Source organism: Streptomyces sp. 12E, assembly GCF_055633275.1.
In genome coordinates this window covers 7,329,338-7,349,837 of sequence record NZ_JBVNCJ010000001.1, presented here as the reverse complement: position 1 = coordinate 7,349,837, position 20,500 = coordinate 7,329,338, and the positions used below count along the sequence as shown (strand labels likewise).

Below are 20,500 nucleotides of genomic sequence, written 5' to 3'. Positions count from 1 at the left end.
GTCACGAACCCAAATGAGACGACGTCCTAGCGTCGACGGTCCCGGCAGCCACAGAATCATGCCGCTTGAACTCCTCTCCGTACGGGACAACACCGTTCTCACCAGTATGTGGAGGGAGGTATTCCTTTCCGCGCGCCGCAACGGCGCGGCACCCGACACCGTCGTCGTCTCCGCCGACGGCTCCATACAGCTTCTGTAGACGAAGCCCCACCGAACCCATCCCCGTCCCCTGCCCCGGCCCGCCGCCGCGACGACCACGGCCGGGGCGGTCTTCCCAGTCGCGCAGGACGGCGGAGAACGTGGCGGTGTCGTTGTCGTAGTTCAGCGGGCCGTCCCAGCCGGCGGTGGTGAGGGCGTCGGCTCCACGGGGCGCGGCGACGAGTCCGAGGCGGGCGTGCGGGTGCCGGTCCAGGAAGACTTGCGCGTACTGATCGGCTGTCGCGCCGGCGTCCCTGACGGGCGTGGTGGCGGGTGCGGGTCCGGGCCAGGTCTGGCCGAACGGGGCGGTGACGGCCAGGCGTTCTTCTGCGTCCCGCTGGTCGTCGTCCTCGTCGGTGGCGGTGTGGTCCTGCCACCAGCGGGCGAGGACGGTCCGGGGGTCGTGGTCTGCCGGGGAGGACATCCGCTCGGGGGACAGTTCGCCGCAGGCCCAGGGGCGGAAGTCGGCCTCGTGCGGCTCCAAGGGGGTGAGCAGGAGTGGCCAGAGGCCAAAGGCGGCGTGCTTTGCGCGCAGACGGGGCCACAGGCCGGCAGGGGGCGGGCTGTCGCTCAGCCACAGCGGCTGCACGGTGCCGCGCCCCTCGTCCGACGTGATCATGCGGCCGGGCGGCAGTGTCAGGCCCTGGGGCAGACGGGATTCGAGGTTCACGAGCGGATGCCAGGTTCCCGGTCCGACAACAGGCCCTTGTGCGGGCGCGGAGCCGACAGGGCGCGCAGCTCGCCCGGGCCACGCGGTGCCGGCTCGGAGGCCGGGCGGACGGGGAAGTCCCCGGTCGCCCTCCGGCCGTTCCCGTCCCGGCGGCCGGCAGGCGCAGCCGGCCAAGCCTCCTGCAGTGCCCGATGCCGGGCGGCAGCAGCGGCCCGGCCGGTAACACCGGGACCTGTCGACGATCAGGATCGGGGCGCAAGGAAGCGGGCGTTGTCCGGCAGCTGTTCGCGGAATCTGTCCGGAATCGAGCCCATCAGCCACAGCCAGCACGCGCTCCGCACGATCTCGTCCTCGAGCAGAACGTACGGGCGGTCGGCGCGGCTGGTGTATCCGGTCTCGGGCGGGCGCCCCTGCTCGTCGGTCCAGGTCATGTAGTGCCGTCCGTCGACGCGCAGCACGCGCCGGCCGTCAGGGTCCTGGTCGCCGAGTGCCCGGTAACCCACGCAGGTCAGCCAGAAGTCGCACGAGCGGCACACCCGCCAGAGCGCCATCCGCTCGCCCACGCCTGCGATCTCCGTCGCCGCCCCCTTGCCCGGGCACAGCTTGCAGTCGAACACCTCATACCGCACGCGCGGGTACGCCCCCCGTCGAACCACCACTCGCCCTTCCTCAACGTCCGGCCGTCAGCCCCCTTGGACAGCTGTCCGGTCCGGGGTGGGCACTGTAACCGGCTCGATCACCCCGACCGGCGTCGTCCACTCGATACCGCCACCCGCGGGCCGCAGCCAGGCGACGGGGGTGTCCGTGCCGACGTCGGGAGCGATGGCCCGCAGGATGCCGGTCCGCCCGGATGCCGTGTCGCACACCAGGCGGCCGAGGAGCCGGTGCTTCTCGTGCAGCATGCCCGTCGTGATCATCGGGGGCCTCGTGGTGGACGGGGCGGCCCGGGGCGTCCTCGACGGGGGAACGAAGACGTCCCGGGCGGCGGCAACTCCTTATCGAGGCCGGAGTGTTTGCCGCTGACACCCAGTGAACGATCACTGGTGGTTCTGCGACCATCACGCATGCGGCCCCCTCATACGCGTATCCGCTTGGCGCATACGCGTGAGCGGCGGGGGCCGTGAGGACTCGTAGCGTGGGGGGGTGCACCGTGCGGCACGAGGCGGAAGTGCGGGCAGCGTCCCGCGGCGGCGACTACGGCAGGGGCATCGGGCTGGTCCGCAGGGACCGGCGCATGACCCAGACCCAGCTGGGACAGGCGCTGGGTCTGTCGCAGCCGGCCGTCTCGCGCCTGGAAAAACGCGGCACGGGAACCTATCAGACCAGCGTCTTGGCGGCGGCCGCCGCGCACCTGGACATCACGCCCGATCTCGTCGGGCTGTCCAGCGGCTGGCCGAAGTCACAGGCGAGAGACGACGATGACATGCACCGACGTGCCCTCCTCGGCGGGGCGGTGGCCGCAGCAGCGGCACCGGCCCTGGCCGCCTTACCCACCACCCCGGCCGAAGGCGCCGCCGGCGGTCAGGCCGCCGCTCTGCGTCTGTCCACCGCCGCCTACAGACGGCTCGACGCCTCCACCCCCTCCCAGGATCTCGAGGACGTCGTGCAGGCGCACCTGCGGCTCATCCAGACCACCGCCCGCATCGCCGGCGAGGAGCACCGGATACGGCTCGCCGCCGTCGGCAGTGAAGCGGCCAGCCTTGCCGGGTGGCTGGCCTGGGACATGAGCAACCACGGCTCCGCCCGCGCCCGCTACGGGGCCGCCGTCAACGCGGCCAGGTCCGCAGGCGACCCGCTGCTCACCGCCTACCAGGTCGGCGGCTCTGTTCACGTGTAGCGACAGCACGTGGTCATGAGTTTCGACGTCAGTTGGTGATCTGCCCGGCCGGGAATGTTCACGAGAGATGACGGCGCTGCGGGTCGCGAAGTCTCTTGGCCATCACCTGCTCCCTGGTCACGCCGTCGGGCAGCAGGTCCCCTAGTTCTCCGGTGGCGATGAACCCGTTGCGTCGGTAGAGGGCGGTGGCGGACTCGTTTCCTGGGATCACCGCGAGCTTCAGTGTTGTGGAGCCCGATCGCAGGGCCCACGTCGTGACTGCTTCGATCAACTGGTCTCCGACGCCGTTGCCTCGCGCCTCGGGGCTGACCCACAGCGACCTGAGCTCGCTAGTTTCGCCGTCCCCGGGGACGCCCCTGACCATGCCGACAGGCAGGCTTCCCTGCAGCGCGACGACGTTGCAGGAACCGGGGACAGCCAGGCGAGCACGCCACTGCTCCTGGCCACCCCGGTGCCAGTCGGCGAGCCTGGCTTTGAACGCGTGCGGCGCATCGGTCAGCGCGGCAACGCGGATCTCCTGCCACAACGGCCAGTCATCTGGCGTGATGATGTGCAAACTCACCATGCAATGGAGTTTGCCCCACGGCCGGCAAACGGGTAGGTAGCACTGGCCGTCAGGAGCACGTGCGCAGTTCAGCCAGCTTTCGAGGGTCCCTCGGCCCGGGCCCGGGTGGAGGCGATGCGGTAGGAGTCGGTGCCGGTCTCGATGATGGTGCCGTTGAAGGTCAGGCGGTCGACGATGGCCTCGCAGAGGCGGGGGTCGGTGAAGGTCTTGGTCCAGCCGCCGAAGGACTCGTTGGAGGCGATGGCGACGCTGTTCTTCTCCTCGCGTTCGGTCAGCACCTGGAAGAGGAGTTCGGCGCCGTGGCGGTCGAGTTCCATGTATCCGAGTTCGTCGATGCAGAGCAGATCGACGCGGCCGTAGCGGACGATGGTCTTGTTCCGCTGCTTCTCGTCGGCGGCCTCGACCAGTTCGTTGACCAGCTTTGTCGCCAGCGTGTAAGCGTGTAGCGGACGCGGTAGCCCTTCATCGCGGCCTCCGTCCCGAGGGCGATGAGCATGTGGGACTTGCCGGTGCCGGAGTCACCATCAGGCAGAGCTGCTGCCCCTTCTTCATCCACTCGCGGGAGGCGAGTGTGTGGATGGTGGCGGGGTCGATATTGGGGTTGGCGTCGAAGTCGAAGGTCTGCAGCGACTTCTCCCTGGGGAAGCCGGCCGCCTTGATCCTGCGTTCCGAGCAGCACCGGGCCCGCGACCAGGCCGAACTCGCCGCCGAGACTCGCCGCTTCTTCCGCAGGCGCCAGCGACAACCGCACATCATCCGCGGCTGCTTCGGCGGCCCGCACGTCCGCTACACCCTGGACGAGAACCCCATGAGTTTCTGATCAATAACTGTCAGAACGGTACGGCGGGGCAGATGGTGCCCCGTGACGGGACCGCCAGGTCGGTGAGGTAGCTGTCCACGGCGTCCTGCATGCACGGGCCGCTGGTGACGCTGCCGTGGCCGTGGCCCGCGTAGGTGAGGAGCACGCCGCCACGGCCCAGCTGCCGGGCCACCGAGACCGCCCACGGATAGCCGGTGGCGGGGTCGTGCAGCGCGTTGGACACCAGGATCGGCGGGGTGCCGTGTGCGTCCAGGCGGTGCTGCGGGTTGGTGGTCGGTGCGCCCAGGCACGCCGCTGTCATGTGGAGCGGCAGCAGGTAAGGCAGGTCAGGAGCGGTTCGGTTCATCATGGCGACGAGTGCGGCGTACTCTTGGTGGTCGCGCACGGGCAGATGCCAGTCCGAGCAGAAAACCGGAACGGCCGGAGGCAGCGGCGCGGTCGAGGTGGGCGACGCGGGCAGTGGCTCGCCCGCGTCCATCTTCACGATCGCCGTGGCCAGGCCAGCGTAGTCGGCCTGGTAGAACTTCCGGAATGCGACTGTGTTGACCAGGTCCGAGGACGACAGCGGCGTGCCCGGCTCCGCCGGGTCCTCCAGTTCGCCGCGCCCGGCCCGGGCCAGCAGGTCCCGCCAGACGGCTCGGACATCGCGGCCGTGCAGCGCGCAGTCCGCGGTAGCGGCGCACCACTTCATGAACTCCCGGAAGGAGTCCTGCGCCGTGGCCGCCTGGGAGCGCAGGAAGTCGCGAGTGGTCAGGACGCTGTGGTCCATGACGCTCTCCAGCACGATGGCCCGTACACGGCGGGGATAGGTTCCGGCGTACTGCGCGCCGAGCAGTGTGCCGTACGAGCTGCCGTGGAAGGTGAGTTTCGGTTCGCCGAGGGCGGCCCGGAGTGCGTCCACGTCCCGCACCGTCTGGGCGGTGTCGAGGTGGTCGAACACGGGGCCGGTACGGGCCCGGCAATCGGCGTGGAGTCGCCTGTTGTACGCCATGGTGGCGTCGAAGTCCGCCTGGCTCTTCAGCTCCAGCGACGGCCGCTCGGCAAGGAGATCGCCGGAGCAGGTCACCGGGGCGCTGTCACCGACGCCGCGCGGGTCGAAGCTGATGATGTCGAACCTCCGGCGGACCTCGGGGCTGAACCGGCCAATACCGTCCACCACCCTCTCCACCCCCGAGTCGCCCGGCCCGCCGGGACCGAACACCATGGAGCCGACGCGCGCGCCGGGATCGGTGGCCTTGCGGCGGGCCACGACCAGGTCGAGTCTCGGCCCGCCCGGGTGGGCCCAGTCGACCGGCACCGAAAGAGCGGCACACTCGGCTCCCGGATCGACAGTGTCGTCGCACGGTGCCCACTGCAAGGCCCCGGTGGCGGTCGCAGACGGCGACGCGTGGGTAGCGGGAGCGACGGTGAGACCGGTGGTGACGGCCATGACAGCTCCCACAGCCATGGCCGTACCCCGCGCGGCGGCGCACCGCGGTGTGAATCTGCCCCTTAACGGCATGAGCCCTCCTCGTGACGGGAGTGGTTGTGTCAGACATGCGGACCCGGCCGGGGCGCCGTCGTCACGTTAGGTGCGCCGTCGACCGTTCGGTGCTCCTGTCAGGGACACTTCCGGGTCGCATCGGGGACCACTCAGGGGCGGTCAGGACCCAGGAACGTCGTCGAGCGACAGGGACGGGAGCAAGGAGCGCCCGGAGGCCCGGGAGCCGAGGGCCTGCGGCTGACCGGCGAGGGCGGGCTGCCGCAGCAGCTGGCCAAACGGCTGCTGGAATCCTCCCTGGAAGGCGAGATCACCGACCACCTCGGCTATGACCAGCACGATTCGGCGGGCAGGAACGGCGGCAACTCTCGCAACGGCACACGCTCCAAGGCCATCCTGACCGATGTCGGACCGGTGGAGATCACCGTGCCCCGCGACCGCGACGGCTCCTTCGAGCCGAAGATCGTCAAGAAGCGGTGGAAGCGCCTGACCGGCTTCGACGAGATGGTCATCTCGCCGACCGCGAAGGGTCTGACCACCGGAGAGGTGCAGGCCCATCCTGAGGCTGATCCTTTGGAGTGGACACCCTGACGATGGATCTTGACGGTCCAGGGAGGGATGCCCAGGTGGGACGCAAGTCTCCGTACCCGGAGGAGTTCCGGAAGGACACCGTCGCGCTCTACCGCGCCGAGGCGGGCAGGCGGACGTACGCGGCGGTGGCAGCGGATCTCGGCATCACCGCGGAGTCGTTGCGGACGTGGGTCCGTAAGGCCGAGGCCGTGCCCGGACGCCGTGCCACGGGCGGGAGCGAGGCGGAGGAGCCGGCCCGGCTGCGGGCGGAGAACGCTCGGCTGCTCAAGGCCGAGAAGGAGTGGCACCTGGAGCGCGAGATCCTGCGCCGGGCAGCCGCCTATTTCGCCCGGGAGGTGAAGTGAGACCCCACCGCTGGGACTTCCTCTCCGACAACCGAGCCGACTTCGGCGTCAAGCGGATCTGCCGTGTGCTCGGGGCGTCCCGCGCCGGCTACTGCCGGCACCTGGCCACCGAGCCCGCCCGCGCCGAGCGCCGGGCCGAGGAGAAGCGGACCGTGGCCGAGATTCGTGCCATCCACGCCGAGCACCAGGGCGCCTACGGCGCCCCGCGCGCCCATGCCGAGCTGCGGGCGAGGGGACGGAGGATCAGCCGCAAGCGCGTCACCCGGCTGATGCGGATCAACCACATCGTCGGCCGGCACCTGCGGAAGAGGAAGCGGACGACGATCGCTGACCACACGGCGCCGCCCGCGCCGGACCTGGTCATGCGCGACTTCACCGCGGACACGCTGGACACCGGGTGGTGCGGCGACATCACCTGCGTAGCCGTCGGGACGACCTGGCTCTACCTCGCCACGGTGATCGACATCTGCTCGAGGAGGGTGATGGGCTGGTCGATCGCCGATCACATGCGCACCTTGCTGGTCACCGACGCGATCGAGACGGCCGTGGCCGCCCTCCATGGAGGGCGGCCACTCGCATTTCTTCCGGGTCCACGCGCAGCCAGAACAGGACCGGCGCCGAGACGACGACGGAGTCGTGTGTCCATGAAAGGGCCGCTGTCGTGCGACGATCTTGTGTATTGTCACCGCGAAACGCGCATATCGGTCATGAGACGTGCGGAGGAGCAGCCGGTGCCGACTGGTGCTATGCACACACGGCGGTGCGCGCTGCGCTTGCTCATCCGTGAAGTACGAGACGGTCTGCACGGCAGGCAAGTGGCCTTGGTGGCAGCAGGCATTTCCTTCTTCGGGATGATCTCCGTCGTTCCCTTGGCCCTGGTGCTGCTCCGGCTGTGCGTGGTCGCGCTCGGTGGGGACGACACCCGGCGGGCCGTGGGGCGGATCGCGGACGCGCTTCCGTACGGGCACGGAGTGCAGACAGGGCTGCGGACCCTGGCCGAGGCGGTGGTCCAGTTGTCCTGGCCTGCTCTCGTCATCGCGCTGGTGCCCGCCACCCTGTACGGGGAAGGGCTGCGACGAGGCTTCCTGCAAGTGTCCCCGGTGGCGGCGGAGGACGACACGTTCACCGGCTGGCGGGGCAGGTTGGGACTGGTGCCCGCACTGATGGCGGCCCCGCTTCTCATGGGTACCGCCCTGTACGTCGCTCCAGCGCTGGCCCGACTGGCCGACGCCGGCGGCTGGCGTCCTGCAGTCTCCGCCTTCCTCGCCTTCCACCTGCTGTGGCTCCTGCTCTCCACGGAGGTGCTCCTGGTCTTCCGGTTCGTCGGCGTCGGTGTCGCAGGCTCCCGGGCGACGGTCCTGGCCGCGTTCGCGACGGGGGCGTTCTTGTGCGGTTTCCTCTGCGGCTTCGTGGTGTTCCTGGCCATCCCGGTCGACTGGAGCGTGCCGTTCGGCGGACTCGTCGTGCCCGGTGTCACCGTGGCGCTGGGGCTGTGGCTGTATCTACTGCACGCGGTCCTGCTCGTCGGCTACCGGCTGATGCTCTGCCTGGACAGCCGCGCAGGCCCCCTTCTCGCGATGCCCCGTCCTTTCCAAAGGAGCCGCACTCCGGGAGATCACCTGGCCGGTGAGCCCACCACCTGGCCGTGGTCCGGAGCGACTGGGGCCGCAGGAGCGCGCTCCCACAGCCGTAGGAGGGTGTTCACCGGACCCGGGGCGCACGGCCGCGTCAATGCCCTGGCACGGTGGGCCGAACTCCACGGAGGGTACGAACCCTCCGGCGGCGTCCTGGTCCCGGCGTGGGTGGTGCTGGTCCAGCGCTGCGCCCGCACACATCCGCTTCGCGTCGTGCCGCCCGATCTCCTCTCGCTGGCCGGGCCCCTCACGGTCGCCGCCGCCGTGGGACCGGCGACCGCGGGCGGCCCGTGGCCGTTGGTCTCCTGCGCGCTCGTCGTCCTGTCCGGTCTGTTCGACGGGCTGGACGGCGCGGTCGCCGCAGTCAGCGGCCGGGTCCGCCCTCTGGGCGCTGTGGTGGACGCCCTGGCCGACCGGGTGGCGGATCTTCTGCTCGTCGTGATCCTGTACGCCCTGGGGGCGCCGGCCCCTTGGTGCCTGGCGGCCGCTTCTCTGGCTCAGCTGCACGAGTACGTGCGAGCCCGGGCCAATGCGGCGGGAATGCGCGGAGTCGGGGCGCTGAGCGTCGCCGAGCGGCCGCTGCGGGTGGTGCTGTGTGCGGTCGCGTGCCTGGGAAGCGGCCTGCTGTCCGAAGGCACGCCGGGGACGGGATGGGACTGGGCGACGGTGTGCGCGGTGTGCTGGACGGTGGCCGGAGCCGTCGGCTTCCTGCACCTGGCGGTCGGGGTGGCGCGGACGCTGAAGTGAGGGATCCGCGGAATCAGGCGTCGCCGATCTGCGCTGCGACGATTTCCGCCGACAGCGCCACCAGCGGAAGGCCGCCGCCGGGGTGCGCCGATCCGCCGACGAGGAAGAGCCCGGGGACGGGGGAGCGATTGGCCGGTCGGAGAAAAGCGGCGCGGATGCCGTTGGACGAGGTTCCGTAGATGGCTCCACCTGGGCTTGCGGTGGTGTGCTCCAGATCGAAGGGGGTGCGGGCCTCGTACCACAGCAGGCGCCGACGCACGTCCGTGCCGCGGTCGGCCATGACGTCCAGGATCCGCTCGGCATAGGACTCCTTGAGCCCTGGGACGGTCCAGTCGACCGTGCCGGGCGCCCCCCACGGTGAGTGCCGGGGGGCATTGACCAGGACGAACCACGCCTCGTGGGCGTCATCGGGACGCAGCGCGGCGTCGTCCGGAGAGCTGATGTACACCGTCGGGTCGGCGGCGGGACGGGCCGGAGCACCGAAAACGGCGTCGAACTCCGCGTCGTAGTCCGCCGGAAACAGAACTCGATGATGCGGTGGCCGGTGATGCCGCCCGCGCAGCGCGAGCAGGAGAACGAACCCGGCCAACGAGGGCTGGGCACGTGCGAGGGCGGTCAGAGGCCGGTGCCCGCGCCGGTCCGCTGCCAGGCGTCCGTAAAGGACCCCGGCGTCGACGCCGGAGACGACGACGTCCGCCGCTGCCGTGCCGCCGTCCTCCAGGCGGACACCGGTGACGCCCTGGCCCGAGGTGTCCACCGCGGTGATCCCGCAGCCGTAGCGGAACAGCACCCCTAGATCGACGCACCGCTGCTCCACGGCCTCGGCCAGCAGACGAAGGCCACCGGGCACGTACCAGGTGCCGTAGTGCTGCTCCACGTACGGGACCACCGCCATGACGCCGGGTGTGCGCCGGGGATCGGAGCCGCTGTACGTGGCGTAGCGCTCCAGCCACATGCGCAGCCGGGGATCGCGCAGGTACCGTCGGCCGGTGCCCCGCAGGGTGCGCCAGGGAGCGACAGCCACCAGGTCGCGGGGACGGACCGAGCGGCGCAGCAGCCCCGCCGGACCGCCGAGCGGACGCCGCAGTACGTTCTCGCCCACCAACCGCCACAGCTCGCCGGAGGCCGCGTGCAGCCGGGCCCACTGCGCTCCGGCCCCCTCGCCCAGGGCATCGTCCAGCACACCAGGCACCAGGCGCGGGTCACCGGGCATCGCCAGCCGGGTCCCATCGGCGAACCGGTAGCTGCAGGCCGGCTCCACCGGTCTCAGCGGTACGCAGCGCTCCATGGGAGCGCCGGTGTCCGCGAACAGCCGGTGATAGACCTCGGGCAGGGTCAGCAGCGACGGCCCGGTGTCGAAGGCGAAACCGTCTCGGCGCAGCGTGCCGAGCTTGCCTCCGCACACGGTCGCTCGCTCGTACACGGTGACGTGGTGCCCCTGACGGGCGAGCCGGGCGGCAGCCGCCAGCCCGCCCATGCCGGCACCGATCACGGCGACGCGGGCCACCTCAGCGCCACCCCCGCAGCGGTCTGCCCTTCCACGTCAACGTGGAACGGCGGTGGCCGAGCCAGGACTGCGCCGTCAGCACCACCAGCAGCCCCACGGACACCGGGTGAGCCAGCGAGTCCGGCCAGCACCGCCCGCCCGTGCGCCGCGCGGTCAGCGTCCGCCCCGTCACGGCCGCGACGTATCCGGCCGCCCCCCAGCGTGATCCCCACAGCGCTGCCAACGGGGGCACCACATAGGCCCAGACGAGGAGGGCGCACACCGCCGTCGCGCCACCGCCGGAGCCGAACGCCGTCCACAACGACTTGCCGTATCCCTCGCGCAGGTCGCGCCAGCCGTCGTACATCCGGCACCTCGCGATCCGGCTGCCGTCCACGATCCCGCCCTGACCGCCGGCCCGCTTCAGCGCCCGGATGAGTGCCATGTCCTCGAGGACCTCGTCCGCGACCGCGGCGAAGCCGCCGCATCCGTACAGGGCGGTGGCGTCCACGACGAGGAACTGGCCGTTCGCCGCGGACAGCGCCGGCCGCGGCGAGGTCTCCGCCCGCCGTAACGGCAGTACCGTGAGCCATGACCACTGCAGCAGTGGCTGGACGAGCCGGTTGGCGGGTCCCTTGGCGACCTGGCGGGGAAAGGGGGAGACCAGGTCGAGCCCGGTCGAGCGCAACAGCGCCACTGATGACGCCACCGCATGCGGCGCGAGCACCACGTCCGCGTCCACGAAGACCAGCACGCTGCCCCGCGCGAGCGACGCGAGCTGGTGGCAGGCATGGGCCTTGCCCGGAGAACCCGGCTTCGGTGCCGTGCCGCGCACGACCCGGGCGTGCCGGTACGGTCGGCACAGGCGGCGGACCACGTCACCGGTGTCATCGGTGGACTGGTCGTCGAGCACGATGACCTCTGCCCGGGGCAGGTGTTCCTGCGCCAGCAACGACCGCAGTGCGGGACCGACCCGGCCGGCCTCATTGCGCACCGGCATCAGAAGGGACACATGCTCGGTCACCGGCGGCGGATCCGCCGGCGGAATCCGCAGAGCCGTGCTGTTCCAGGCGCTGTGCGCGGTACCGGCGGCCGCCAGCACCGTTCCCGCGGCGACCACCGTCCGCACGGGACGGAACCGGCTCACCCTCGTCTCCCGACGGCACCCGCCATCCGCACGGCCAGCGGCACGGCGACCAGGCCCATGAGCGTTCCGCCCACCAGCGCCACCTGCGGGCGGCCGAAGAACACCAGGCAGGCCGTCACCGAGGAGGCATAGGTCCACAGATACAGCATGAGGGCCGGACCGTCGTGCCCGCCGCTCTTGGTGGATCGCCGCACCGAGCGCCCGGTGGCGACGTCCACGGCGGCGACCATGACCACGGACACGGCCACCCACCCGACGAAGTTGGTCAGCGGCACGCCCTCCACGCCGGGAAGTGCCGGGCGGGGGTCCGACCAGATCCAGTGACCGGCATCCACCATCTGCGGGTCGAGGAAGACGTCCCAGGACGCCAGCGCCCACCCGCCGATCACCGCCGTCCGCACCCGGGCCGGGCGCGTCCGGGCGCGCCCCCGGCTCCCGGCCAGTACGCGCCCGGCCTCCAACGCGGGCCAGGCCATCATGACCCAGGCGAGGGGCACCACCACCGGCACCCCCACCACGCTCGGCCCCAAAGAGCCCGTGTAGCGGTAGGCACCGAACGGAAGACCCGTACGCACCCCCACTGCTTCCACCGCCAGGCCACCCAGCCCCGCCAGCACGAACAGCGCCAGTGGGCCCCGGACGCCGTGCCGCAGCGCGGCGGCCGCGAGGGACGCCAGGCAGAAGACCACCACTCCGACGACGGTGAGCACATCGCGCCGCGAACCGGACACGAGCGGGTAGGGAATCTGGCACAGCACGGCGGCCGCGGCCAGTAACCAGACCGCCCGCCGATCGCCTCCGGACCCGCGGCGCAGCCCCGGCCGTTCCTGTACCTGAACCATGCCGTGAGCATAGGAAAACGCCCCGGTCCCCCACCGAGGCGGCAGGAACGGCACCAGAAGCTTCACCGGTACGGACCACACGGCGGCGCGGCGGCCGTGAACGCCTCCCGTGCGGGCACGGGACTGGACGGACCGCGCCGCACCACCTCGTCCGGCCGGCGACAGCAGTGAGGAAGCGGTCCAGGAACGCCCCACAGACTGTGCGCAAACCACTCCCCCGCGGCGGACAGGCCCGGACGGGACCGGCGCGCGGTACGGATCAGCGTCGCCACGAACGGCCTCCCGCCGACTTGGCAGACGGGACCGCCGCCCCGTATCGCGGTCGTCGGCGGCGGCATCGCGGGGGTCACGGCCGCCGTCGCCCTGGCCGAGCGGGGCATGACGGTCGACCTGTTCGAACAGCATTCCCATCTCGGCGGGCGTCTGGCCGGCTGGCCGACCGCACTGCGCGACGGTTCGACCGCGACCATGTCCCGCGGCTTCCACGCCTTCTTCCGGCAGCACTACAACCTTCGCGCGCTGCTGCGACGCATCGACCCCGGCCTCACCCTCCTGACACCCGTTCCGGACTATCCGCTGCTCCACGGCGCCGGGCAGACGGACACCTTCGCCGGTCTGCCGAGGACGCCACCCTGGAACGCGGCGGCCTTCATGATGCGCAGTCCCACCTTCCGCGCCGCAGATCTCAGGACGATCGACGGGCGCGCCGCCCTCGGAACTGTTCGACGTGGGCGTACCGGACGTCTACCACAGGCTCGATCACCTCGACGCCCGGTCCTTCCTGGAACAGGTCCGCTTCCCGGTGAACGCCCACCACCTCGCCTTCGAGGTCTTCTCGCGCAGTTTCTTCGCCGACCCCGCCGAACTCTCGGCCGCCGAGTCGGCCGTCATGTTCCACATCTACTTCCTCGGCTCCAGCGAAGGGCTCCTCTTCGACGTTCCCCGGCGGACCTTTCCGGCTGCCGTACGGGACCCCCTGCGCCAACATCTGCATCGGCTCGGAGCCACGGTCCATACCGGCACCGCCGTGTCCGCGGTCCTGCCCGGACGGCAGCGGCGGTTCACCGTCATGACCGGGGGAGGAACGGCACCCGGGGAGCACGCCGTCGACGCCGTGGTGCTTGCCGCGGACCCCCAGGGCCTGCAGCGCATCGTCGAAACCTCGCCGGCCCTGGGGGGCGGGAATGGCGACGACGGATCACGTGCCTGCGCAGCGCGCCTCCCTCCCTGGTCTCGCGCCTGTGGCTCGACCGACCTCTGAACGCGGACCGGCCCGCCTTCCTGGGCACCGGTGGATTCGGTCCCCTGGACAACATCAGCGTGCTCGACCGCTACGAGGATGAGGCACGGGCGTGGGCCCGGCGAAGCGGCGGATGCGTCGTGGAATTGCACGCCTACGCCCTGCCCGGCGCCGCCGACCCGCAGCAGGTGCGGGAACGGCTGACACGGGAGATGCGACGGATCTGTCCGGAGACGGCGAACGCCACGGCGGTCGACGGGCGCCACGAACTCCACGCGGACTGCCCGCTGTTCCCTTCCGGAGGGTTCGGGGACCGCCCTACGGTGACGACGCCGGACCCCTGCCTCGTCCTGGCGGGCGACCTGGTGCGCGTCGACCTGCCGGTGGCCCTCATGGAGCGGGCGGCCACCAGCGGCTTCCAGGCGGCGAACGCCCTGCTGGCCAGGTGGGGAGTGCGCGGACACGATCTGTGGAGCGTTCCCGGGGGACACATCCGGCACATTCCCAGAGACACTCGGATGTCCAGCAACGTGACAGCGGCCTCGGAGACGCGGAAGGTGACGGTGTGGTGCTCGACCGTCTCCCACCGGACCGTGAGGCGGTGGCGCGAGGGGTGTTCGACGCTGCGGTGCAGGTCGACCCCGTCGCAGCCGTCAGCCGCGAGGAAGAGGGGCAGGGCCTGGGCGACGGCTTCCTCGAACTCTTGCTCCTGGCCCGGGCGGATCTCGATCTGGATAGCCATCAGGTGACACCGCAGCAGACCGGTGAAGTGGCTGACGGTGTGCGCGGACAGCGGCAGACGGCACTGGCAGACAAGCGGACAGGCGTCCTCGGCGTGCTCCTCGGCTCTCTTCACGCAGCGCCCAATGGCTGCCGGAGGAAATGCAGTCACGTTCATGCCGCACCATTCCGGGCTGCTCTTGCCGGGCTCGCCCCGAGCGCCGGCTCCAGTCAGCAGGTCCGTGGGATGTCGCCGTCCTGATCGGCCGAGTGAAGCAGTTCGATGACACGTTCCTCGTACCGGACGCGGGCCGGGGAGAAGTCGTACGGCATCTTGCCGACGGCCTCCATCGGACTCATCCTCGCCTCGCCTTCCTCCTCGCCGACGTGCTCGTCCCCCTGGTCCAAGAGGTCCTCGAGGGCCTCGTCCAGGCCGGATCTGTCGATGGCGGCTCCCAAGGCGGTCTCATGAGCACACCGCTGGGCAGCCAGGTCTTCGATAGAGGGGTCGTCGGGGGACACGGTGTCGTCCAAGGCCGCTTCGGCCTCGGCCAGACGGTCTTCCTCGGCCCGCAGCTCGGGGTGGGTGGCCAGGACGATGAACCGGTTGGCCTGGACGGCGGCGCCCGGGGAGCCGAAGATACGCTCCGTGACCAGAAGGGTATCGAGATCGGCCGGGCGCAGGGCCCCGGGCGCCAGGTCACGCAGGCGGCCACTGACCAGCGGTGAGAGCAGGCCCAAGGGGGTGCCCACCTCGCGGAGGCGGTGCACGGCGGCCCGCTGGGCTTCGATGGCGGCCGCCTTGGAGACGAGGGACTCCTCCAGCCGAGCCAGGGACTGCTCGATGCCGGTGGCGCCCTCGAAGCCGGCCCGGATGTCGTCCAGGGAGATACCCGCATCAGCCATCTTGCGGATCCACAGCAGGCGGATCATGTCGTCGTACACGTAGCGGCGGCGGTCGTCGCTGCCGCGTTCCGGTTCGGCGAGGAGCCCGATGGCGTGGTAGTGGCGGATGGCGCGGGGGGTGATCCCGGCGAGCGCGGCGGCATCGCCGATCTTGACTTGGCGGGGGATCGCAGGAAGGGGCATGTACGGGAACCTCTCAATGTCGTGCTCGCCGCCCACTCGACCACATGCCGCTACGGCACATGCAAACCCCGCTTCCGTGGGCACGTCCCGCGTTCCCGCATCACCAAGGGGAAGTGTCCGGTCAACGGCGGATCTGGTGGTCAAGGAGACGCCCGAGATGACCGAGACCGTTGTCGAGCAGGGGGTTGTGGCACGACCGTGGAGGCGACGGCAGACCGAAACGGGCCGGATGTACCTCGTGGGACTGCCGTCGTACCGGGACCTCGAGGACGGCAGCGCGGAAGCGGCGGAGTACCGGATCCGGGTTCGGTCTCCCGACCGCCCGTGCGGCGCGGACGGAACGCCTTGCCGGTCAGCTTGCGCAGCCGGACGTGGCCCTCACCGTCGGCACCCCCGCGCCCGGCCGGGCGCGGGGGTGCCGACGGTGAGCCCGAAGGCGACAGCCCGCCGGTGGTGAGACCCCCCAGATGTCTGGGATGGGATACGCCGACCGACCGCGGCACTCTTTACCCGGTCGAGGGTGGTGAGCCGCCTTCGGCGCGTTCGGTGACGACAACGAGGGGGAAGAGATGTCCATGCGAAGAAAGACCATGGGGATGCTGGCCGCGGCCGCAGTCGCCGGCCTGACGGTGGCGGGGGCTCCGGCTGCCGGTGCGGCCCCGTCTGCGGCGGGTGCCGCGGTCACGGCCTCCGTGTGGCGGAACGTCGCTCTGACCGGCACCTACACGATCCGCGACGACGAGGGCATCTTCGCCGCCGGTACGTACTGCAACGGCAACGTCGCCTCCGAGGGCTGGGTGAACGAGGTCCGCACGCCGTCGGTGTGGTGGGAGACCACGTGCGGGGGCGAGATCCGCGTGGAGAAGCATGTGTCCGCGGAGACGGACGCCGGCGGCGGAGTCATGATCTATGTGACCCTGCGGTTCTACGAGGGAACGAACGACACCAACACCGACCTCGACGCCGAGTACAACTTCAACCGCTACGTCCCCGCGGGACAGACCTCGACGATCAGCGAGATCACGCTCCGCAACGGGGAGAACGGCGGCAAGGACTGGGCGAAGCTCAACCTCGTCCTGCACAACAACCGCTGACCCGTACCGAGGCGTCGATCGCACGCCCCGGACGTCGACGGTTCCCGGGCACGGTAAGCGGAGGCACAACTACCTACGCAAACCGGGCTCGGGAACTGTTGTGCACGCTTAGCCTCGGATCATGAGGCGTCATGGGGGAGCAAGGCGGGTCGACGAGACCGGGGACGCGGCGGCGCGGGCGGCGCAGTCCGCGCGGAGCTTCGAGGAGTTCTTCGAGGCGGTGAAACGGGTCGTACGGCCTGCGCTGCGCTTCGACGTATGCGCCTGCTTGACCGTGGACCCGCAGACGTTGATGAACACCGGCGGTGACTACCGAGATGGCCTGCCGCCCGCCATGATGCCGCGCATGCTCGACATCGAGTACCGCGAGGGGGATGCCAACGACCTGTCCGATCTGGCGGCCAGACCGACGCCGGTGGGCCTGCTCAGCCGGGAGACGAGCGGGAACCTCACCCTCAGTCCCCGGTACCGCGACATCATGCGGCCCCTCGGCTTCCGCGACGAGCTGCGCGTACTGCTGCGGGACCGTCACGGAGCATGGGGCGCCCTGGTCATGGGACGCGCGGACGACGCGCCCCCGTTCGGCCCCCCAGAGCTGGCTGCGGCGGCGTCGCTGGTCCAGCCGTTGGGGAACGCACTGCGCCAGCTGCACCTGACGCGGCTCGCCGAAGCGAACACCTCGGAGACGGCGCCGGGACTGGTGCTGTTGGACGGCGACCACCAGGTGGTGCATGCGACACCCACCGTGGCCATGTGGTTCAACGACTTGGCGCACGCCGACGGCGTGCCGTCCGGGGATCGCGGACTGCCTCCCGCCGTGTACGCGGTGGCAGCGGCGGTGCAGGCCGCAGGGGCCGCGGCCTCCCACACCTCGTGGATGCACAGCCGCAGGCACGGCCGGGTACGGTTGCACGCCTGGCGCCTGGAGGAACCCACGGCGGCCCCGGCCCGCACCGCCGTCGTCGTTGAACGAGCCGGTCCCACTGAGCACATCGCACTGATCGTCGCGGCGTACGGACTGACTCCTCGCGAGAGGGACGTCATGGCGCTGGTGTTGCGGGGGCGGTCCACAGCCGACATCAGCCGCAGTGCAGGCTTGTCACCGCACACGGTCCAGGACCACCTGAAATCGGTGTTCGACAAGACGGGCGTCCGCAGCCGACGGGATCTGGTCGCCACGCTCTTCGCTCGTCACTACTTGCCGGGGCACTGTCACGTTGGGGAGCTCCCGTAGGGTGATCCTCAGGTTGATCGCTCCGAGAAGGGGTTTGCTCGTGGGTGCTGCGTCGCCGTCGTACAAGGGGCACCGGTACCCGTTCGAGATCATTTCCCACTGCGTGCGGCTGTGTCACCGCTTCCCGCCGTCGTTCCGGGAAGTCGAGGAGCTGATGCTCGAGCGCGGGGTGTTCGTTTCCCACGAGACTGTCCGTCGCTGGTGCGCGAAGTTCGGCCAGATCTATGCGACCAGCACGGGAACGTGTTGGACATCCTCGTCCAGCCCAAGCGCGACACCCATGCCGCCGTGCGGTTCTTCCGCCGGCTCCTGAAGGGCCCGGACCACGTGCCACGGGTGATCGTCACTGACAAGCTGCGCTCCTACGGCGCGGCCCACCGCCAGGTCATGCCGGGAGTAGCGCACCGCACCCCGAAGTACCTGAACGACCTGGCAGAGAACAGTCATCAGCCGGCGCGGCAACGCGAACGCGCGATGAAGGGCTTCCGCTCCGTCGGCGGAGCGCAACGGTTCCTGTCCGCGTTCAGCGGCCTCTCACCGCGCTTCCGGCCCCGCCGCCACCTGATGACCGCCCCCGGCTACCGAGCCGAGACGACCGTCCGCTTCGCCGTCTGGGACCAGGCCACCGGCGCTGCCGGCCGGCCCACCACGGCCTGAGCACCGGCCCGAAAACCGACCCCTGCCACGCCCCGACGCGCCGTCAGAGACCCAGGCGCCCAACAACGTGACAGCGCCCTCGGAGCCGACCCGGACTGCGTCCACGTGGAAGGCCAGGTGGTACGCGTCGTGCCACAGCCACATCGCACCGACGTACAGACCGCTGCCGGCAGTCCGTGGCGGGGTGAACTCCACAACCCCCAGCCACCACGCGTGATCACCAATCCACAGCCGCGACCGCCCACGCTGGGCCAGGCCGAGCGGCTTCAGGGACTCCCGCGCCACCGAAGTGATGATCCGGAGAACCGGACTGCGATCTGCCATGACCGGCATCATCGATCTTCGCACCGACACCCCCCGCCGGTACTGAGCCTCACCGGTCCACAGAAGTTGGACCAGAACCCGAGAGCGGACAGCAGGTGTTCATCACTTCGGGAGGCACTGAAGTGTGCCGGTCGACTCGAACAGCATGGGGGCTCCGCAGCGTCGCCCTCGCTGCTCCGACCGGTGGCGGGAGGGCAGCCGGGACGCGTGCAGGGAACAATATGGATCATGGACTACGGCGTACGTGAACCAGCGAGGCTCGGACGGACCCAGCTGTTGGACGGTCGGTTCCTGGGCTGGGCGGAATGGGGGCCGGCCGACGGCACCCCAGTGCTGTTGTGCCCGGGGGCGGCCACCAGCAGGTGGCTCGGTTTCGGCGGCGGTGTCATCGACGCAGCAGGCATCCGGCTCATCAGCGTGGACCGGCCCGGCCTTGGCGCCTCCGCCCCAGCCCCAGGGCGGACCCTGACCAGCTGGGCCACCGACATCCGGCACCTCATCCAAGAGCAGGCCCTGCGAGCCCCGTCGGCGGTGGGGTTCTCGCAAGGGGCGCCGTTTGCCCTCGCCCTGGCCGCAAACGGTCTGGTGAACGCGGTGGCCGTGGTGTCCGGCAGCGACGAACTCGCCCATCCTCGCTTCACACACGCCCTGGCCCCGCAGGTGAGGGACATGGTGAACGCCGTCGCAGCCGATCCCGACGCCGCTGAGGCATCCTTCGCGGACTTCGGCAGCGCCGACGCGCTGTGGGACCTGATCATCACGACGAGCCCCGAGGCAGATCGCACGGTCTACACCGATCCGGTCTTTCAGCGCGCCTTCCGGCGCGCGATGGATGAGGCATTCGACCAAGGCCCAGCAGGCTATGCCCGCGACACTGTCCTGGCGATGAGCCGCTGGCCATTCGACCCAGCTGACATCGCCGTCCCGGTCGAGCTTTGGTACGGAGAGCAGGACACCAGCCCGGTCCACTCCCCGGATCTGGGCGAATCACTGACTCAAATGACCCCGAAGGCGACCCGGCATCTGCTTCCCACCGCCGCGGGATCCCTGCTCTGGACGCACTCCGAGGCCATCCTGCGCGCCTTGCTGGCCCACGCCCGCTGACGACAGCGGAATCGAGCAGCCCACCTGCAACCGGCTGGACTGGGAATCGAACGGCGCTCAGTGCCGGTGTCTCCCGAGGTGGTGAACATCTGCTGTTCATTCTCAGGCTGGGGCGCGAGGACCTGGCCGGTCAGGGCGCGGCGTCGGGGAAAGGGAAGGGGAAGACGGCGGCCGCGGGGAAGACGGTGGCGTCGCAGCAGGAGATTGCGGGCGGGCCGGGTGGGGAGCAGCCGCTCGATGGGGGCGTGGTCCGGGGCAGGCGGGTGCGGTGTCGCGCGGGGCGGGTACGGTGCCGGTCGGCGGCGCTTTCTCGGTGACGGCTCCGGCTGCTCCCCCGGCGCCCGGGGCTGCTCCGGTCCGGTCCGCTCCTCCGGCCGCGGGACTGTAAGGGGCCTGACCACCGGCAAGGGCCAGGGCCGCTGAAAGACCGCACTGAAACGCCTTCGACATCACCTTCGGCGGCCGCCTGTCGGCAGCCAGCCAGTAGCCCCAACCACCCCGGTCACACCGCTCGTTCGACAGACCCCCACCAGGCCCGCGGACACATGGTGGCCCGCATGCTGAGCGGCACCGGCGACCACCTGGACAATCTCTTCACCATCACCCGGAACCCGACCAGCAGCCCTCACATGCGGGACCTGGAACAGCAGATATACAACGCCGTGGCAGGCTAGCCC

General features: G+C 70.6%; 15 protein-coding genes and 6 pseudogenes. 10 read left to right on the top strand and 11 right to left on the bottom strand.

What is annotated here, in order from left to right:
* Position 1: 1 nt before the first annotated feature.
* From ACZ8ZB_RS33710 to ACZ8ZB_RS33700, 3 genes are all read right to left on the bottom strand, one after another.
* Positions 2-868, bottom strand: coding sequence for a DUF4253 domain-containing protein (locus ACZ8ZB_RS33710; RefSeq protein WP_470741341.1), 867 nt, complete (start codon positions 866-868; stop codon positions 2-4).
* A gap of 242 nt (positions 869-1,110) precedes the next feature.
* Complete coding sequence (locus ACZ8ZB_RS33705; RefSeq protein WP_470741340.1) at positions 1,111-1,527, bottom strand: hypothetical protein; 417 nt, start codon at positions 1,525-1,527, stop codon at positions 1,111-1,113.
* Between the two features lie 24 nt (positions 1,528-1,551).
* Entirely contained in the window at positions 1,552-1,785 is a 234-nt protein-coding gene (locus ACZ8ZB_RS33700) for a hypothetical protein (RefSeq protein WP_470741339.1), read from the bottom strand.
* Between the two features lie 218 nt (positions 1,786-2,003).
* Here ACZ8ZB_RS33700 and ACZ8ZB_RS33695 point away from each other — a divergent pair, with 218 nt between their 5' ends.
* Positions 2,004-2,705: a helix-turn-helix domain-containing protein gene (locus ACZ8ZB_RS33695; RefSeq protein WP_470741338.1), complete on the top strand. Its 702-nt coding sequence runs from the start codon at positions 2,004-2,006 to the stop codon at positions 2,703-2,705.
* Positions 2,706-2,763: 58 nt separating this feature from the next.
* Here ACZ8ZB_RS33695 and ACZ8ZB_RS33690 read toward each other — a convergent pair whose 3' ends face one another.
* The 3 genes and pseudogenes from ACZ8ZB_RS33690 to ACZ8ZB_RS33680 all read right to left on the bottom strand — a co-directional run bounded on the left by ACZ8ZB_RS33690 (position 2,764) and on the right by ACZ8ZB_RS33680 (position 5,591).
* Positions 2,764-3,270 carry a GNAT family N-acetyltransferase gene (locus tag ACZ8ZB_RS33690; RefSeq protein WP_470741337.1) on the bottom strand — a complete coding sequence of 169 codons (507 nt, stop codon included), beginning with the start codon at positions 3,268-3,270 and terminating at the stop codon, positions 2,764-2,766.
* A gap of 68 nt (positions 3,271-3,338) precedes the next feature.
* A pseudogene (gene istB / locus ACZ8ZB_RS33685) lies at positions 3,339-3,957 on the bottom strand (IS21-like element helper ATPase IstB); the annotation flags it as partial.
* A 143-nt stretch (positions 3,958-4,100) separates the two neighbouring features.
* Positions 4,101-5,591: an alpha/beta hydrolase gene (locus tag ACZ8ZB_RS33680; RefSeq protein WP_470741336.1), complete on the bottom strand. Its 1,491-nt coding sequence runs from the start codon at positions 5,589-5,591 to the stop codon at positions 4,101-4,103.
* A gap of 207 nt (positions 5,592-5,798) precedes the next feature.
* Between ACZ8ZB_RS33680 and ACZ8ZB_RS33675 the strand changes: the two are divergent.
* The 3 genes and pseudogenes from ACZ8ZB_RS33675 to ACZ8ZB_RS33665 all read left to right on the top strand — a co-directional run.
* A pseudogene (locus tag ACZ8ZB_RS33675) lies at positions 5,799-6,128 on the top strand (transposase); the annotation flags it as partial.
* Between the two features lie 68 nt (positions 6,129-6,196).
* Positions 6,197-7,068, top strand: a pseudogene (locus ACZ8ZB_RS33670) (IS3 family transposase); the annotation flags it as partial.
* 81 nt (positions 7,069-7,149) lie between these two features.
* Entirely contained in the window at positions 7,150-8,886 is a 1,737-nt protein-coding gene (locus tag ACZ8ZB_RS33665) for a YhjD/YihY/BrkB family envelope integrity protein (RefSeq protein ID WP_470741651.1), read from the top strand.
* Positions 8,887-8,899: 13 nt separating this feature from the next.
* Here ACZ8ZB_RS33665 and ACZ8ZB_RS33660 read toward each other — a convergent pair whose 3' ends face one another.
* The 3 genes from ACZ8ZB_RS33660 to ACZ8ZB_RS33650 are packed head-to-tail and all read right to left on the bottom strand — an operon-like array spanning position 8,900 to position 12,361.
* Positions 8,900-10,393 (bottom strand): phytoene desaturase family protein, encoded by a 1,494-nt coding sequence (locus ACZ8ZB_RS33660; protein WP_470741335.1) that lies wholly within the window; start codon positions 10,391-10,393, stop codon positions 8,900-8,902.
* A gap of 1 nt (position 10,394) precedes the next feature.
* Complete coding sequence (locus ACZ8ZB_RS33655; protein WP_470741334.1) at positions 10,395-11,519, bottom strand: glycosyltransferase family 2 protein; 1,125 nt, start codon at positions 11,517-11,519, stop codon at positions 10,395-10,397.
* Positions 11,516-12,361 carry a carotenoid biosynthesis protein gene (locus ACZ8ZB_RS33650; protein ID WP_470741333.1) on the bottom strand — a complete coding sequence of 282 codons (846 nt, stop codon included), beginning with the start codon at positions 12,359-12,361 and terminating at the stop codon, positions 11,516-11,518. The genes ACZ8ZB_RS33655 and ACZ8ZB_RS33650 overlap by 4 nt, the downstream gene beginning before the upstream one ends.
* A 258-nt stretch (positions 12,362-12,619) precedes the next feature.
* Here ACZ8ZB_RS33650 and ACZ8ZB_RS33645 point away from each other — a divergent pair.
* Positions 12,620-14,083, top strand: a pseudogene (locus ACZ8ZB_RS33645) (FAD-dependent oxidoreductase); the annotation flags it as partial.
* Positions 14,084-14,226: 143 nt separating this feature from the next.
* Here the strand turns inward: ACZ8ZB_RS33645 and ACZ8ZB_RS33640 are convergent.
* Both ACZ8ZB_RS33640 and ACZ8ZB_RS33635 read right to left on the bottom strand, forming a co-directional pair.
* Positions 14,227-14,343 (bottom strand): annotated as a pseudogene (locus ACZ8ZB_RS33640) (antibiotic biosynthesis monooxygenase); the annotation flags it as partial.
* Between the two features lie 209 nt (positions 14,344-14,552).
* Positions 14,553-15,410, bottom strand: a complete 858-nt coding sequence (locus ACZ8ZB_RS33635) for a MerR family transcriptional regulator (protein WP_470741332.1) — start codon at positions 15,408-15,410, stop codon at positions 14,553-14,555.
* A gap of 569 nt (positions 15,411-15,979) precedes the next feature.
* On the opposite strand from ACZ8ZB_RS33635, the gene ACZ8ZB_RS33630 reads away from it, so the two are divergent.
* The 5 genes and pseudogenes from ACZ8ZB_RS33630 to ACZ8ZB_RS33610 all read left to right on the top strand — a co-directional run bounded on the left by ACZ8ZB_RS33630 (position 15,980) and on the right by ACZ8ZB_RS33610 (position 20,497).
* The gene (locus ACZ8ZB_RS33630) at positions 15,980-16,504 is read left to right on the top strand and encodes a hypothetical protein (protein WP_470741331.1); all 525 of its coding nucleotides are present in this window, start codon (positions 15,980-15,982) and stop codon (positions 16,502-16,504) included.
* A 121-nt stretch (positions 16,505-16,625) separates the two neighbouring features.
* Positions 16,626-17,738, top strand: a complete 1,113-nt coding sequence (locus ACZ8ZB_RS33625) for a helix-turn-helix transcriptional regulator (protein ID WP_470741330.1) — start codon at positions 16,626-16,628, stop codon at positions 17,736-17,738.
* 88 nt (positions 17,739-17,826) lie between these two features.
* Positions 17,827-18,395: pseudogene (locus tag ACZ8ZB_RS33620) on the top strand (IS6 family transposase).
* A 552-nt stretch (positions 18,396-18,947) separates the two neighbouring features.
* Positions 18,948-19,823: an alpha/beta fold hydrolase gene (locus ACZ8ZB_RS33615; RefSeq protein ID WP_470741329.1), complete on the top strand. Its 876-nt coding sequence runs from the start codon at positions 18,948-18,950 to the stop codon at positions 19,821-19,823.
* 326 nt (positions 19,824-20,149) lie between these two features.
* On the top strand, positions 20,150-20,497 hold the full coding sequence (locus ACZ8ZB_RS33610) for a DNA/RNA non-specific endonuclease (protein ID WP_470741650.1): 348 nt from the start codon (positions 20,150-20,152) through the stop codon (positions 20,495-20,497).
* Positions 20,498-20,500 lie beyond the last annotated feature (3 nt).

Coding starts and splice junctions, on each gene's coding strand:
- ACZ8ZB_RS33700 (WP_470741339.1), bottom strand. CDS start 1,785: ATGATCACGACGGGCATGCTGCACGAGAAGCACCGGCTCCTCGGCCGC.
- ACZ8ZB_RS33690 (WP_470741337.1), bottom strand. CDS start 3,270: ATGGTGAGTTTGCACATCATCACGCCAGATGACTGGCCGTTGTGGCAG.
- ACZ8ZB_RS33680 (WP_470741336.1), bottom strand. CDS start 5,591: ATGCCGTTAAGGGGCAGATTCACACCGCGGTGCGCCGCCGCGCGGGGT.
- ACZ8ZB_RS33665 (WP_470741651.1), top strand. CDS start 7,150: ATGAAAGGGCCGCTGTCGTGCGACGATCTTGTGTATTGTCACCGCGAA.
- ACZ8ZB_RS33650 (WP_470741333.1), bottom strand. CDS start 12,361: ATGGTTCAGGTACAGGAACGGCCGGGGCTGCGCCGCGGGTCCGGAGGC.
- ACZ8ZB_RS33635 (WP_470741332.1), bottom strand. CDS start 15,410: ATGCCCCTTCCTGCGATCCCCCGCCAAGTCAAGATCGGCGATGCCGCC.
- ACZ8ZB_RS33630 (WP_470741331.1), top strand. CDS start 15,980: ATGTCCATGCGAAGAAAGACCATGGGGATGCTGGCCGCGGCCGCAGTC.
- ACZ8ZB_RS33625 (WP_470741330.1), top strand. CDS start 16,626: ATGAGGCGTCATGGGGGAGCAAGGCGGGTCGACGAGACCGGGGACGCG.
- ACZ8ZB_RS33615 (WP_470741329.1), top strand. CDS start 18,948: ATGGACTACGGCGTACGTGAACCAGCGAGGCTCGGACGGACCCAGCTG.